Origin of the sequence: Klebsiella sp. D-Nf1, assembly GCF_002810515.1 — a bacterium.
GTDB classification, from domain to species: Bacteria; Pseudomonadota; Gammaproteobacteria; order Enterobacterales; family Enterobacteriaceae; genus Klebsiella; species Klebsiella variicola.
On sequence record NZ_PIOK01000016.1, the window covers coordinates 1 to 13,021 of the forward strand.

The 13,021-nt window shown below is 53.4% G+C and carries 18 protein-coding genes and 1 rRNA gene; 6 read left to right on the top strand and 13 right to left on the bottom strand.

Annotation, left to right across the window (positions count from 1 at the left end; translation table 11 throughout):
* Positions 1-87 (bottom strand): 16S ribosomal RNA (locus CWM54_RS27335); the annotation flags it as partial.
* 471 nt (positions 88-558) lie between these two features.
* On the opposite strand from CWM54_RS27335, the gene CWM54_RS27340 reads away from it, so the two are divergent.
* Positions 559-1,113 carry a gamma carbonic anhydrase family protein gene (locus CWM54_RS27340; RefSeq protein WP_008807065.1) on the top strand — a complete coding sequence of 185 codons (555 nt, stop codon included), beginning with the start codon at positions 559-561 and terminating at the stop codon, positions 1,111-1,113.
* Here the strand turns inward: CWM54_RS27340 and CWM54_RS27345 are convergent.
* Genes CWM54_RS27345 through dprA form a run of 6 tightly spaced genes read right to left on the bottom strand, consistent with a single transcriptional unit; the run spans position 1,089 to position 4,880 of the window.
* On the bottom strand, positions 1,089-1,346 hold the full coding sequence (locus tag CWM54_RS27345; protein WP_061153146.1) for a DUF1488 domain-containing protein: 258 nt from the start codon (positions 1,344-1,346) through the stop codon (positions 1,089-1,091). The genes CWM54_RS27340 and CWM54_RS27345 overlap by 25 nt on opposite strands.
* Positions 1,343-2,161 (bottom strand): shikimate dehydrogenase, encoded by an 819-nt coding sequence (aroE, locus tag CWM54_RS27350; protein ID WP_061153145.1) that lies wholly within the window; start codon positions 2,159-2,161, stop codon positions 1,343-1,345. The genes CWM54_RS27345 and aroE overlap by 4 nt, the downstream gene beginning before the upstream one ends.
* 3 nt (positions 2,162-2,164) lie before the next feature.
* Entirely contained in the window at positions 2,165-2,737 is a 573-nt protein-coding gene (gene tsaC / locus CWM54_RS27355) for an L-threonylcarbamoyladenylate synthase type 1 TsaC (protein ID WP_061153144.1), read from the bottom strand.
* 4 nt (positions 2,738-2,741) lie between these two features.
* Entirely contained in the window at positions 2,742-3,284 is a 543-nt protein-coding gene (locus CWM54_RS27360; RefSeq protein WP_048272070.1) for a type I DNA topoisomerase, read from the bottom strand.
* A 26-nt stretch (positions 3,285-3,310) separates the two neighbouring features.
* Complete coding sequence (gene smg, locus CWM54_RS27365) at positions 3,311-3,784, bottom strand: DUF494 family protein Smg (RefSeq protein WP_008807060.1); 474 nt, start codon at positions 3,782-3,784, stop codon at positions 3,311-3,313.
* The gene (gene dprA / locus CWM54_RS27370; RefSeq protein WP_100682204.1) at positions 3,756-4,880 is read right to left on the bottom strand and encodes a DNA-protecting protein DprA; all 1,125 of its coding nucleotides are present in this window, start codon (positions 4,878-4,880) and stop codon (positions 3,756-3,758) included. Before dprA ends, smg begins: the two co-directional genes overlap by 29 nt.
* 128 nt (positions 4,881-5,008) lie before the next feature.
* Between dprA and def the strand changes: the two genes are divergently transcribed.
* The 5 genes from def to mscL all read left to right on the top strand — a co-directional run bounded on the left by def (position 5,009) and on the right by mscL (position 9,772).
* Positions 5,009-5,518, top strand: a complete 510-nt coding sequence (gene def, locus CWM54_RS27375; protein WP_008807058.1) for a peptide deformylase — start codon at positions 5,009-5,011, stop codon at positions 5,516-5,518.
* Between the two features lie 14 nt (positions 5,519-5,532).
* The gene (gene fmt, locus CWM54_RS27380) at positions 5,533-6,480 is read left to right on the top strand and encodes a methionyl-tRNA formyltransferase (RefSeq protein WP_061153142.1); all 948 of its coding nucleotides are present in this window, start codon (positions 5,533-5,535) and stop codon (positions 6,478-6,480) included.
* A gap of 52 nt (positions 6,481-6,532) precedes the next feature.
* Positions 6,533-7,828 (top strand): 16S rRNA (cytosine(967)-C(5))-methyltransferase RsmB, encoded by a 1,296-nt coding sequence (gene rsmB / locus CWM54_RS27385; RefSeq protein ID WP_061153141.1) that lies wholly within the window; start codon positions 6,533-6,535, stop codon positions 7,826-7,828.
* A 13-nt stretch (positions 7,829-7,841) separates the two neighbouring features.
* Positions 7,842-9,218 carry a Trk system potassium transporter TrkA gene (gene trkA / locus CWM54_RS27390; protein ID WP_061153140.1) on the top strand — a complete coding sequence of 459 codons (1,377 nt, stop codon included), beginning with the start codon at positions 7,842-7,844 and terminating at the stop codon, positions 9,216-9,218.
* A gap of 140 nt (positions 9,219-9,358) precedes the next feature.
* Complete coding sequence (gene mscL, locus CWM54_RS27395; RefSeq protein ID WP_004145325.1) at positions 9,359-9,772, top strand: large-conductance mechanosensitive channel protein MscL; 414 nt, start codon at positions 9,359-9,361, stop codon at positions 9,770-9,772.
* Here mscL and CWM54_RS27400 read toward each other — a convergent pair.
* The 6 genes from CWM54_RS27400 to rpsD all read right to left on the bottom strand — a co-directional run bounded on the left by CWM54_RS27400 (position 9,708) and on the right by rpsD (position 13,013).
* Positions 9,708-9,986 (bottom strand): alternative ribosome-rescue factor A, encoded by a 279-nt coding sequence (locus CWM54_RS27400; protein ID WP_071839029.1) that lies wholly within the window; start codon positions 9,984-9,986, stop codon positions 9,708-9,710. The two genes, mscL and CWM54_RS27400, sit on opposite strands and share 65 nt — an antisense overlap.
* A 57-nt stretch (positions 9,987-10,043) precedes the next feature.
* Positions 10,044-10,472 (bottom strand): Zn(2+)-responsive transcriptional regulator, encoded by a 429-nt coding sequence (gene zntR, locus CWM54_RS27405; protein ID WP_061153139.1) that lies wholly within the window; start codon positions 10,470-10,472, stop codon positions 10,044-10,046.
* A gap of 2 nt (positions 10,473-10,474) precedes the next feature.
* Positions 10,475-10,843, bottom strand: coding sequence for a DUF1992 domain-containing protein (locus CWM54_RS27410; protein ID WP_100682206.1), 369 nt, complete (start codon positions 10,841-10,843; stop codon positions 10,475-10,477).
* 107 nt (positions 10,844-10,950) lie between these two features.
* Complete coding sequence (gene rplQ / locus CWM54_RS27415; protein WP_002919206.1) at positions 10,951-11,337, bottom strand: 50S ribosomal protein L17; 387 nt, start codon at positions 11,335-11,337, stop codon at positions 10,951-10,953.
* Positions 11,338-11,377: 40 nt separating this feature from the next.
* Positions 11,378-12,367: a DNA-directed RNA polymerase subunit alpha gene (locus CWM54_RS27420; RefSeq protein WP_002919219.1), complete on the bottom strand. Its 990-nt coding sequence runs from the start codon at positions 12,365-12,367 to the stop codon at positions 11,378-11,380.
* A 25-nt stretch (positions 12,368-12,392) separates the two neighbouring features.
* A complete protein-coding gene (gene rpsD, locus CWM54_RS27425; protein ID WP_002919224.1) occupies positions 12,393-13,013 on the bottom strand; it encodes a 30S ribosomal protein S4 in 621 nt (206 codons plus the stop codon).
* Positions 13,014-13,021: the final 8 nt, after the last annotated feature.

Here is a 13,021-nt window from a genome sequence, read left to right on the forward strand (position 1 = left end):
AGCAAGCTCTCTGTGCTACCGCTCGACTTGCATGTGTTAGGCCTGCCGCCAGCGTTCAATCTGAGCCATGATCAAACTCTTCAATTTAAGTTTGATGCTCGTGAATTAAACTTCGTAATGAATTACGTATGTTCACTCAGAGACTTGGTATTCATTTTTCGTCCGAGGACGTTAAGAATCCATGTCACTTTGAGTGCCCACACAGATTGTCTGATAAATTGTTAAAGAGCAGTTGCGACGCGCTTTAGCGCTCTGTCGCGAGGTGGCGTATATTACGCTTTCCTCTTTCAGAGTCAACCCTGAATTTCAGGATTTTTCTCTTCAACCGAACCGGCTGTTTGTGTGAAGTGATTCACATCTGCCGTGTCAGTGGGAGCGCATTATAGGGATCCCATTTTTTTGCACAAGCCTTTTTTCGATCTTTTTTTCTGAATGGTGATTTTTCACCCTTTTCGTCGCGTAATTGCACGATTTGCTCAATTTTCACCGTTTTCAGGGGTTGCACACGGAGATAAAAGCCACCAAAGTCTTCTTACGTTCCCGTATTTTGAGGTCTATATGTCTGCTCAGCTGCGCCCCTATAAAGCATTTTTCCCACAAATCGGTCTTCGCGTCATGATTGATGCATCCAGCGTCGTCATTGGTGATGTCAGAATTGCCGATGATGTCAGCGTCTGGCCTCTGGTGGCCATTCGTGGCGACGTCAACTATGTATCAATAGGACAACGCAGCAATATTCAGGACGGTAGCGTTCTCCATGTGACCCATAAGTCCTCTTATAAGCCGGAGGGAAATCCGCTGATCATTGGTGAGGATGTGACTGTTGGTCATAAAGTGATGCTGCACGGCTGCACTATCGGCAACCGCGTACTGGTTGGTATGGGTTCGATCTTGTTAGATGGTGTCGTGGTTGGCGATGACGTCATGATTGGTGCAGGCAGTTTGGTACCGCAGAACAAACAGCTGGAAAGCGGCTACCTTTACTTCGGCAATCCGGTCAAACAGATCCGCCCCCTGACGGAGACGGAACGGGAAGGTCTCAAGTATTCAGCAAATAACTATGTAAAATGGAAAAATGAATACCTGGATCAGGATAACCAGATCCAGCCCTGAACATCTTCCTGACCATCGCGGATCAATGCTTCCGCCTCTTCCTCTAGATCCCAACGATGTTCCTGGAAGGCGGCCAGCCACTGCGCTGGCCCCTCTGCGCCAAAACGCTGCTGCAGGATCTGCCCTGAAATTGCGCAGGTTAATTGCATCCCATTGACCAGCGCAGGAAAAACCACGCCCTGCCGTTCGTCATCCCATGATTCCCGATCAGGAAACTGAATCGCCTGATTCATGCATTCAGTTCCCGCTGCAACGTTTCGATGACGGGAGCGATAGCCGGCAGGACGCCGTGCCATAGCAGAACAGCATGGGCGGCTTGCGCCACCAGCATTCCCAGCCCATCAGCACAGCGGGTTGCGCCATGCTGCTGGCACCACTGAAGAAACGGTGTCGGCCCTTTCTGGTAAAACATGTCATAGCAATACACGTCAGCGTTGACAACAGATGTCGGGATAGCCGGTACATCACCGTCTATTCCACTGGACGTCGCATTGATGATCAGATCGAATGTTTCCCCGGATAAGGTATCCATCTCCCTTGCGCTGACGCTCCCGGTATGGGCGAAGAGAGTGGCTAACTCATGGGCACGAGAATAGGTGCGATTCACGATCGTGACGGCACATTCCAGCGACAGAAGTGGCAAAAGCACCCCGCGTGATGCGCCACCAGCACCTACAAGCAGGATCCGCTGGCGCGGCTTAATGAACCCCAGGCGTTCCAGATCGCTCAGGAGGCCAATACCGTCGGTGTTGTCCCCCAGTAAACGGCCATCTTCCAGCCGTTTCAGGGTGTTTACTGCTCCCGCCAGCGCAGCGCGTTCTGTCAGCTCGTCAGCGCGTGCAAAAGCTTCCTCTTTAAAAGGAACGGTGACGTTGGCCCCCTTTCCTCCTTCTGCAAAGAACTGATTCAGAGAAGAGACAAAATCGTCCAGCGGCGCCAGCACACGTCCATAAGGATGAGTAATCCCTAACTGGCGGGCAAAAAGCTGATGAATGGAAGGCGACTTGCTGTGCGCGATCGGATTACCAAAAACAGCGTAGGTTTCCATGGTTCACCCCTGGCGGAACAGTTCACCCGTCAGGGCATCACGAATTTCAGAAGGATTTTGCCGTCCCCCCGTGGCGCCATCCACGACCGGGAAGCTGTCACCAAACTGAGCATGGACCTCTACGGTGGTACGACACGGTGGCTGCCCGGTGAGATTGGCGCTCGTCGAGACCAGCGGTTTTCCGTAAGCTTCGCACAATTCAATCACCAGCGGATGGTTAGTCACGCGTACGGCCAGCGAATCAAAACGCCCCGTCAGCCAGCGCGGCGTTTCGGGACGCGCAGGGAATACGAACGTCACCGGTCCTGGCCAGCAGGAAAAGATAGCGTCCCGCTGCGAGTCACTTAACCGTGAATCATCAACATAAGGCTTCAACTGCTCAAAGCTGGCGGCGATAAGGATCAATCCCTTGTCAACAGGACGCTGCTTCAACTCCAGCAGGCGCATGACGGCCGTTTTGCTGTCTGGATCGCAGCCAACGCCAAAAACGGCTTCCGTGGGGTAGGCGATGACATGTTCATTTTTCAGTACCGCCACGGCATGGGCGACGGTTTCTGAGGGCAGGTTATTGTTCACTGATTTATTCCGCCGGGATCGGCTTTCCACATTGTTTACTGGCGCAAAAGCGTTTAACGCCCTGCGCCGTTTTCTTTTCTATTAATAGCGGGTAATGGCATTCAGGGCATTCGCCCGCTACCGGTTTAAAATTGATAACGAACTGGCAATCAGGGTAGCGATCGCAGGAATGAAAGGTTTTACCGAAACGCGAGCGACGCTGGACCAGATGACCCTGTCCGCATTGTGGACAGGCAATAGCGGTCTCATCGGGTTTATCAATCAGCTCGGTATGTTCGCATTCGGGATAGCGACTGCAGCCGATAAACATACCAAAGCGCCCCTGGCGTAACACCATGACAGCGCCGCACGATGGGCACTCCTGTCCCTCCAGCACCTTAACGATATGACCGTCCGCCTGACTTTTCAGGGGACGGATATAGTCACAGTCCGGATAATGTGAACAGCCGAGAAACGGGCCATGTTTCCCGGAACGGATCACCAGTTCAGCCCCGCACTGCGGGCAGGGCTCATTTTTACGCACCGAAAACAGTGCTGATTTGGTCATAACAACTCGATGTTGCTGCAAAAAGATTAATGCAGCATACCTTCATTTACTTCGAAGAGTAATTCTTCCATTTGCTGATAGGCGTTTTCACAGCCCGGAATGTTGAACAGTACCATCAGGATGACCCATTTCAGGTCTTCCAGTTCAAATTCTGCCGTATCCAGCGCCAGTACGCGCTCTATCACCATTTCTCGCGTTTCGAGGTTCAACACCTGAATTTGCTCGAGGAAGAGTAAAAATCCACGGCAACTGGCATCCAGACGCTGGCACTCTTCTTCGGTATACACCCGAAGCGACAGCGGGTCGGAAGCGAGCTGCATGGGTTCAACGAGACCTTCCTGATAATCAGCCAGTTTCTCGAGCCACATTAACGCGTTATAGATATCTTCCCGCTCGAAACCCGCATCGGTAAGATCCCGCGTCAGTTTGTCCTGATCCACGCGCATTTCTGCTTCGTTATGGATGTAAGTTTCAAACAAATACATGAGTACGTCGAACATGGCTTGCCCTCCTTAATCGGACATAGCCGCCGGGTACAGCTGCGATCCAGCCTGCTAACTCCAGTTCAAGTAGCTGAGCTACGGTTACTGGCACAGATTGGCCGGCACGTTCAGCGACAACGTCAACAGGTGTTACCTCATCTCCTACGTTAGCCAGGAGCTCCGGAAATGGCAATGCTACAGACGGCTGATCGGCGCAATTATTTATCGAATCAGACGTATCAGTAAGCCAGGCCAGCTCGGTTTGCCAGTACTCCACGATATCCTCTGGCGAGGTCACTGGTACCGCGCCTTGCTTGATTAACCAGTGCGGGCCTTCAGATCCCGGGTTACCAATCGGGCCTGGCAGGGCGAACACATCTCTTCCCTGCTCCAGGGCGCAGCGGACGGTGACCAACGATCCGCTTCTCAACGCCGCCTCAATCACCAGCACGCCCAGACTTAAGCCGCTGATAATACGGTTACGTCGGGGAAAATGAGCGGGAAGCGGCGGCGTAATGAGTGGAAACTCAGATACCAGCGTACCGCCATTGTCGATGACCTGTTGGGCGAGGTTTGCATGGCGCCGCGGATAGATCTGTTCCAGCCCGTTGCCCAGCACCGCGATGGTTTTCCCCTCTACGGCCAGCGCCCCGCGGTGCGCGACCCCATCAATGCCTAACGCCAGCCCACTGGTGATAGTGATCCCTCTACGCGCCAGCGTTTCGCTGAACAGTTTTCCCCAGCGAGCGCCATACCAGGAGTGCAAACGGCTGCCAATAACGGCAAGCTGCGCGCTGTGAAGCAGGGCGGGGTCGCCACTGACCAGCAACGCGCCGGGGTAATCAGCGATAGCCCTTAGCCGCAACGGATAGCGCGGATCGTCGGCCCGTAACAGATGATGATCCGGGTGTTCCAGCCAGCGCCGCGTCTCGTCAAGCTCACGCTCGTCAAACCGTAAAAATGGCTTCGCCTGCGCCGCCGTCATCCCAACGGCATGCAGCGCTTCACTATCAACGGAAGCGGCTGCGCATAACCGCTGCGCGATATCCAGCATCCTGTCGCCATACAAATTACTGACCTTCATCAGCCGCAGCCAAATCTCGTCGGGCGTCATCCTTACCCCCTGCCATAAGCGGCATTGACAATCTTTGCGATTGGACAGTGAGACTGTCAATTGCAGGGGGTTTTGTCTAGAATAGAGCTAATAATCTTATCAACTCCTGAATACGACTCTGGAACTTTATGGCAGTTTTGCAAGTGTTACATATTCCGGACGAGCGCCTTCGCAAAGTCGCCGAGCCGGTCAAAGAAGTGAATGCGGAAATTCAGCGTATCGTCGATGATATGTTCGACACCATGTACGCCGAGGAAGGCATCGGTCTGGCCGCAACCCAGGTCGATATCCATCAGCGCATCATCGTTATCGATGTGTCGGAAAACCGTGAAGAGCGGCTGGTGTTAATCAACCCGGAGTTGCTGGAAAAAGACGGCGAAACAGGTATTGAAGAAGGCTGCTTGTCCATTCCGGAACAGCGTGCTCTGGTACCCCGTGCGGAAAAAGTGAAGATCCGTGCGCTGGATCGCGACGGTAAGCCGTTTGAGCTGGAGGCCGATGGCCTGCTGGCTATCTGTATCCAGCATGAAATGGATCACCTGGTTGGCAAACTGTTTATTGACTATCTGTCACCGCTCAAACAACAGCGCATTCGTCAGAAGGTTGAGAAACTGGATCGTTTACGTTCCCGTGCCTGATAACAAGGAATACCGTGTCACATTCACTACGTATCATTTTCGCCGGCACCCCCGATTTTGCAGCGCGTCATCTTGACGCGTTGTTGTCGTCTGAACATCAGGTCGTTGGCGTGTTTACTCAGCCAGACCGTCCCGCGGGACGCGGCAAAAAATTGATGCCGAGCCCGGTAAAAGTGCTGGCTGAAGCCCATGACGTCCCCGTATTCCAGCCATCGTCTCTTCGTCCGCAGGAGAACCAACAGCTCGTCGCCGATTTGGGCGCCGATATCATGGTGGTGGTGGCGTATGGTCTGATTCTGCCAAAAACGGTGCTTGACATGCCGCGTCTGGGCTGTATCAACGTTCATGGCTCCCTGCTGCCGCGCTGGCGTGGCGCCGCGCCGATCCAGCGTTCACTGTGGGCGGGCGATAGTGAAACCGGCGTGACCATCATGCAGATGGACGTCGGCCTTGATACGGGTGACATGCTGTATAAGCTTTCCTGCCCCATTACCGCTGAGGATACCAGCGGCAGCCTGTACGATAAGCTGGCCGATCTCGGCCCACAGGGACTGCTGACAACCTTAGCGCAACTGGCAAACGGGACGGCGCAGCCTGAAGTCCAGGACGAGTCACTCGTCAGTTATGCCGAGAAGCTGAGTAAAGAAGAGGCCCGCATCGACTGGTCGCTTTCCGCTGCACAGCTGGAACGTTGCATCCGGGCGTTTAATCCGTGGCCAATGAGCTGGCTTGAGATTGACGGGCAGCCAGTCAAAGTCTGGCGGGCATCGGTTATTGCCGAAGCCACGCACACCGAGCCGGGAACGATAGTGGCAGCAACCAAACAGGGTATCCAGGTCGCCACCGGTGATGGGATCCTCAGTCTGGAATCACTACAGCCCGCGGGTAAAAAAGCGATGAGCTCGCAGGACTTACTCAATTCCCGCCGGGAGTGGTTCATCCCAGGTACCCGTCTCGACTGACGGTCGTCTCTTCTAAGGCCCGGGTTAGCCGGGCATTTTTATTTTTGCGCTTATGAAAAACAAAATAAATTTACGCAGTCTGGCCGCCCAGGCTATCGAGCAAGTGGTTGAACAAGGTCAGTCTTTGAGTAACGTTCTGCCCCCTCTGCAGCAGAAAGTCAGCGATAAAGACAAAGCGCTGTTGCAGGAGCTGTGCTTTGGCGTACTGCGTACGCTCAGTCAGCTTGAGTGGCTTATCAACAAGCTGATGGCGCGTCCGATGACCGGCAAACAGCGCACCGTGCATTTTCTGATCATGGTTGGACTTTATCAGTTGCTCTATACCCGTATTCCTCCGCATGCCGCACTGGCGGAAACGGTAGAAGGCGCGGTGGCCATTAAACGCCCGCAGCTTAAAGGGCTGATCAACGGCGTGCTACGCCAGTTCCAGCGCCAGCAGGAAGCGTTATTAGCCGAATTTGCTGAGCATGAAAACCGCTATCTTCATCCCAAATGGCTGCTGAAACGCCTGCAGCAGGCCTGGCCGCAGCAGTGGCAAGAGATCGTCGATGCGAACAACCAGCGCCCGCCGATGTGGCTGCGCGTTAACCGCAACCATCATTCCCGGGATGAATGGCTTGCTCTGCTTAAAGAGGCCGGCTTAGAGGGCTTCACCCATCCTGACTATCCGGACGCCGTGCGTATGGCCACCCCTGCCCCGGTCCTTGCGTTGCCAGGTTTTGCCGAAGGCTGGGTCACCGTCCAGGATGCCTCGGCCCAGGGCTGTATGCGATACCTGCTGCCAGAAAATGGCGAACGCATTCTCGATCTTTGCGCCGCACCGGGCGGCAAGACGACGCATATTCTGGAGGTTGCCCCGCAGGCTCAGGTCATGGCGGTGGATATTGATGAACAGCGTCTGTCACGCGTCTATGACAACCTGAAACGGCTGGGCATGAAAGCCGAAGTCAAACAGGGCGATGGTCGCTTCCCTGAGCAGTGGTGTGGCAACGAACAGTTCGATCGTATTCTGCTGGATGCCCCCTGCTCCGCCACCGGCGTCATTCGCCGTCATCCTGATATCAAGTGGTTGCGCCGGGATCGGGATATCGCCGAATTAGCCCAGCTGCAGGCCGAGATCCTGAATGCCACCTGGCCACATCTGAAGCCAGGCGGCACGCTGGTGTATGCTACCTGTTCTATTCTGCCGGAAGAGAATAGCCAGCAAATTGCCGCCTTCCTCGCGCGAACCCCGGATGCAGAACTTCACGCAACCGGCACGCCGGAGAGTCCCGGGCAGCAAAATCTGCCGGGCCCGGAAGAAGGTGATGGCTTCTTTTACGCTAAGCTAATCAAACGTCAGAACTAATGGGTCATTGCAGATGAAGATTATTATTCTGGGCGCCGGCCAGGTCGGCGGCACGCTGGCGGAAAACCTCGTCGGCGAGAACAATGATATTACGCTGGTTGATACCAATGGCGACCGTCTGCGCAGCCTGCAGGATAAGTTCGACCTGCGTGTCGTCCAGGGACATGGCTCTCACCCTCGCGTACTGCGGGAGGCGGGGGCCGATGATGCCGATATGCTGGTAGCGGTCACCAGTTCGGATGAAACCAATATGGTGGCCTGCCAGGTCGCCTACTCATTATTCAATACCCCAAACCGTATAGCCCGTATTCGTGCGCCTGATTACGTTCGTGATGCGGATAAACTCTTCAATTCTGAAGCGGTGCCCATCGATCACTTAATCGCCCCGGAACAGCTGGTCATCGACAATATTCACCGCCTGATCGAATATCCTGGCGCGCTTCAGGTCGTGAACTTCGCCGAAGGGAAAGTCAGCCTCGCCGTAGTAAAAGCCTATTACGGTGGTCCGCTGGTAGGGAATGCGTTGTCCACCATGCGGGAGCATATGCCGCATATCGATACGCGTGTGGCCGCTATTTTCCGCCACGATCGTCCTATTCGCCCACAGGGTTCGACGATTGTGGAAGCCGGCGATGAAGTATTCTTTATTGCCGCCTCGCAGCATATTCGCGCAGTCATGAGTGAGCTGCAGCGACTGGAAAAGCCGTATAAGCGTATTATGCTGGTCGGCGGCGGCAATATTGGTGCGGGTCTGGCCCATAAGCTGGAAAAAGATTACAGCGTCAAGCTTATCGAACGTAATCAGCAGCGAGCTGCTGAGCTTGCGGAAAAGCTGCAGCATACAATCGTCTTCTACGGTGATGCATCGGACCAGGAGCTGCTGGCTGAAGAGCATATTGATCAGGTGGACCTGTTTATTGCCGTCACAAACGATGACGAAGCAAATATTATGTCTGCGATGCTGGCCAAACGGATGGGGGCGAAAAAAGTGATGGTGCTGATCCAGCGCAAAGCCTATGTTGATCTGGTCCAGGGCAGCGTCATCGATATTGCGATATCGCCTCAGCAGGCTACAATTTCCGCACTCCTCAGCCATGTCCGTAAAGCCGATATTGTCGGCGTCTCCTCCCTGCGCCGCGGTGTTGCCGAAGCGATCGAGGCAGTCGCACACGGCGATGAAAGCACCTCGCGGGTAGTAGGACGTTCGATCGATGAGATCAAGCTTCCGCCAGGTACGATCATCGGCGCCGTCGTGCGTGGCAACGACGTTATGATCGCGAATAATAATCTGCGGATCGAGCAGGGCGATCATGTGATCATGTTTTTGACCGACAAAAAGTTTATTTCCGATGTAGAAAGGCTGTTCCAGCCAAGTCCTTTCTTCCTGTAATTCCCAGGGCGCCGGACAGGCGCCTTTTTATTATCCCTTATTATTCAAAGGTTAATAATTTGCGGTAACTATCTACTGGTAATGGCAAATGAAAATACATTTGTTAAACTTACAACGTCAGCTGGCACAAGGAGAATAAAATGAGTTTTTTAAAAGAGTTTCGCGAATTCGCGATGCGCGGGAACGTTGTCGATTTGGCAGTGGGTGTGATCATCGGTGCAGCATTCGGTAAAATTGTTTCATCGCTGGTCGCAGATATTATTATGCCACCACTCGGCCTGTTGATTGGCGGGATCGATTTTAAACAGTTTGCCGTCACGCTACGTGATGCCCAGGGCGATGTCCCTGCTGTCGTGATGCATTATGGGGTATTCATTCAGAACGTTTTCGATTTCATCATCGTCGCGTTTGCCATCTTCATGGCGATCAAACTGATGAATAAGTTAAATCGTAAGAAAGAAGAGGCTCCGGCGGCACCGCCAGCTCCTTCTAAAGAAGAAGTCCTGTTGAGTGAAATTCGCGATCTGCTGAAAGAACAAAACAACCGTTCTTAATCAGCACAGAAAGCAGAAGGCCAGTGGTAAAAAAGCGATTCGCTTGCTTGCCACTGGCCTCCCGGTCAATCCTTCCTGCATGTTTATCTTTACGTTGATAGCTCCCTTTCCCTTTCTTGTTTTTCTCAACGCGCTGCCTGAATAACGGATCGTGGAGAAGTGCCTCAATGGCGTTATCTTTAATTTGCCCTTTGGTATGCTGATAGCGACTCATAGTAACTCCAGTGCATGTGTGAATTCCGCGCGAGTGTAGATCCACGCGATGAAAAAATCAACGGCCCGTAGTACTGCCATTGCTGGCGCCTTGTTCAAGGGCCTCGAGGATCGAACAATAAACACTACTGTGCGCAGTCCCGCAGCAGGCATCATTAAGCCGCTGTAGAGAGCGACGCATTGTCTGTAACTCTTTGATCCGTGCCTCAACTTCGCTTAATCGCGCCTGAACGATCCCTTTCGATTCCTGGCAGGTATGGTGCTCTGGATCGATGCGGATCGACAACAATTCGCGGATCGCTTCCAGTGTGAAGCCCAGCTGACGGGCATAGCGAATAAAGCGTAGCCGCTGAAGATCGTTATCCGAGTAAAGACGAAATCCCCCTTCGGTGCGCACATCATGATCCATCATTTGCTGTTTCTCATAATAACGGATGGTATCTGGCGTGACGTCAGCCAGCTTAGCCAGCTCACCAATACGATACATATTTACTCCTGATTCATTCTTTGTAGCAAAGCATCGGCATACTCACCGCGTAAAAAGTCAGTGCTCAGGCCAGTCTGACGAAGCTTCAGTTCGAGCAAGGCAAGCCGTTTACTGAGTTCAGCATGACGCGGATCGTCCTGACGGACGCCCTTCAGTAAATCAGCCAGTGCCACCGCTTCCCTACGCTGCTCCAGCTCCGGGGGGAGGCACCCAGCATTCTTCAGAAGGCGATAGCCTGCCCGCAGCTCCGTCGGCACATGCGAATCGTCATCGAGAGTCAGCGGTTCGCCGCTGCCGGGTAAACAATCGAACTCACCTTTAGCTTGGGCATCGAGGATATGGCGTTCCGCCCACTGATCCAGTAACCACATTCTACGGCTCCGGGGATGAACAAAAAGAGTACAGATAGTGTAGTGAAGTGGGGATAAGGTAGATATAAAAAAACCCGCCGAGGCGGGTTTTTTTACGTTACTACAGATTACTCTGCAGCAGCTTCTGCTTTCGGCTCAGCACGATCAACCAGCTCGATGTATGCCATCGGCGCGTTGTCGCCTGCACGGAAGCCACACTTCAGAATGCGAGTGTAACCACCGGCGCGGCTCGCGAAACGCGGGCCCAGCTCGTTAAACAGTTTTGCCACGATCTCGTTATCACGAGTGCGGGCGAATGCCAGACGACGATTAGCAACGCTATCAGTCTTGGCAAGAGTAATCAGCGGCTCAACTACGCGACGCAGTTCTTTCGCTTTCGGCAGGGTCGTCTTGATGATTTCATGACGAACCAGCGAACCTGCCATGTTACGGAACATAGCCTGGCGATGGCTGCTGTTGCGGTTCAGTTGACGACCACTCTTACGATGGCGCATGACCTTATCCTTCTCAGTAAAACCTTAACCTGTGATCCGGTTACTCGTCAGCAATGCTTGCTGGTGGCCAGTTTTCCAGGCGCATGCCCAGAGACAGTCCACGGGAAGCCAGCACGTCTTTAATCTCAGTAAGAGATTTTTTACCCAGGTTCGGCGTTTTCAGCAACTCAACCTCGGTACGCTGTACCAGATCACCGATATAGTGGATAGCTTCTGCCTTGAGGCAGTTAGCAGAGCGGACAGTCAATTCCAGATCGTCAACAGGGCGCAGCAGGATCGGATCGAACTCTGGTTTCTCTTCTTTCACTTCTGGCTGACGTACATCACGTAAGTCAACAAAAGCTTCCAGTTGTTCAGCCAGAATGGTTGCCGCACGACGAATCGCCTCTTCAGGATCGATTGTGCCGTTGGTTTCCATTTCGATGACCAGCTTGTCCAGGTCGGTACGCTGTTCTACACGCGCAGCTTCAACATTGTAGGCAATACGCTCTACAGGGCTGTAGCAGGCGTCGACCAGCAGACGGCCGATTGGGCGCTCATCTTCTTCCGAATGAATTCGGGCAGAAGCCGGCACATAACCGCGACCGCGCTGAACTTTGATACGCATGCTAATAGCAGCGTTCTCATCAGTCAGGTGGCAAATCACGTGCTGCGGCTTGACGATTTCGACATCACCGTCGTGGGTAATGTCGGCTGCAGTCACAGGGCCAATGCCAGATTTATTCAAAGTAAGGATGACTTCATCTTTACCCTGAACTCTCACCGCCAGCCCTTTCAGGTTGAGCAGGATTTCAAGGATGTCTTCCTGAACGCCTTCTTTGGTGCTGTACTCGTGCAGTACACCATCAATCTCAACCTCGGTCACCGCGCAACCCGGCATCGATGAGAGCAGAATACGGCGCAGTGCGTTACCCAGAGTATGGCCGAAGCCACGCTCTAAAGGCTCAAGGGTCACCTTGGCGTGCGTCGAACTCACTTGCTCGATATCGACCAGGCGCGGTTTTAGAAACTCTGTCACAGAACCCTGCATTGTGTCCTCTCTTTGGTACTAAGCTTTACTTGGAGTAAAGCTCGACGATCAGGTGTTCGTTAATGTCCGCAGACAGATCAGAACGCTCCGGCTGACGCTTGAACGTACCTTCCATCTTGCCAGCATCAACTTCCAGCCAGGTTGGCTTTTCACGCTGCTCAGCCAGCTCCAGAGCGGCTTTCACGCGAGATTGCTTTTTCGCTTTCTCACGAATGCTGACAACGTCATTCGCTTTAACCTGATAAGAAGCGATGTTAACAACACGACCGTTTACCATAATCGCTTTGTGGCTAACCAGCTGGCGTGCTTCAGCACGAGTGGCGCCGAAGCCCATACGGTATACAACGTTGTCCAGACGACCTTCCAGCAGAGCCAACAGGTTTTCACCGGTGTTGCCTTTCAGACGTGCTGCTTCTTTATAGTAGTTACGGAACTGACGCTCCAGCACACCGTACATACGGCGAACTTTTTGCTTTTCACGCAACTGCACACCATAGTCAGACAGACGCGGTTTACGCGCACCGTGCTGGCCAGGAGCTTGTTCAATTTTACACTTGGTATCGATCGCGCGAACGCCAGACTTAAGGAATAAGTCGGTGCCCTCACGACGGCTCAGCTTGAGCTTAGGACCCAAATATCTTGCCATTTTCTTTC

What these genes read in the sequence shown, in the direction of transcription:
- CWM54_RS27340 (WP_008807065.1), top strand. Translation starts at nt 559, where the DNA reads ATGTCTGCTCAGCTGCGCCCCTATAAAGCATTTTTCCCACAAATCGGT.
- CWM54_RS27345 (WP_061153146.1), bottom strand. Translation starts at nt 1,346, where the DNA reads ATGAATCAGGCGATTCAGTTTCCTGATCGGGAATCATGGGATGACGAA.
- aroE (WP_061153145.1), bottom strand. Translation starts at nt 2,161, where the DNA reads ATGGAAACCTACGCTGTTTTTGGTAATCCGATCGCGCACAGCAAGTCG.
- CWM54_RS27360 (WP_048272070.1), bottom strand. Translation starts at nt 3,284, where the DNA reads ATGACCAAATCAGCACTGTTTTCGGTGCGTAAAAATGAGCCCTGCCCG.
- smg (WP_008807060.1), bottom strand. Translation starts at nt 3,784, where the DNA reads ATGTTCGACGTACTCATGTATTTGTTTGAAACTTACATCCATAACGAA.
- dprA (WP_100682204.1), bottom strand. Translation starts at nt 4,880, where the DNA reads ATGACGCCCGACGAGATTTGGCTGCGGCTGATGAAGGTCAGTAATTTG.
- def (WP_008807058.1), top strand. Translation starts at nt 5,009, where the DNA reads ATGGCAGTTTTGCAAGTGTTACATATTCCGGACGAGCGCCTTCGCAAA.
- rsmB (WP_061153141.1), top strand. Translation starts at nt 6,533, where the DNA reads ATGAAAAACAAAATAAATTTACGCAGTCTGGCCGCCCAGGCTATCGAG.
- trkA (WP_061153140.1), top strand. Translation starts at nt 7,842, where the DNA reads ATGAAGATTATTATTCTGGGCGCCGGCCAGGTCGGCGGCACGCTGGCG.
- mscL (WP_004145325.1), top strand. Translation starts at nt 9,359, where the DNA reads ATGAGTTTTTTAAAAGAGTTTCGCGAATTCGCGATGCGCGGGAACGTT.
- CWM54_RS27400 (WP_071839029.1), bottom strand. Translation starts at nt 9,986, where the DNA reads ATGAGTCGCTATCAGCATACCAAAGGGCAAATTAAAGATAACGCCATT.
- zntR (WP_061153139.1), bottom strand. Translation starts at nt 10,472, where the DNA reads ATGTATCGTATTGGTGAGCTGGCTAAGCTGGCTGACGTCACGCCAGAT.
- CWM54_RS27410 (WP_100682206.1), bottom strand. Translation starts at nt 10,843, where the DNA reads ATGTGGTTACTGGATCAGTGGGCGGAACGCCATATCCTCGATGCCCAA.
- rplQ (WP_002919206.1), bottom strand. Translation starts at nt 11,337, where the DNA reads ATGCGCCATCGTAAGAGTGGTCGTCAACTGAACCGCAACAGCAGCCAT.
- CWM54_RS27420 (WP_002919219.1), bottom strand. Translation starts at nt 12,367, where the DNA reads ATGCAGGGTTCTGTGACAGAGTTTCTAAAACCGCGCCTGGTCGATATC.
- rpsD (WP_002919224.1), bottom strand. Translation starts at nt 13,013, where the DNA reads ATGGCAAGATATTTGGGTCCTAAGCTCAAGCTGAGCCGTCGTGAGGGC.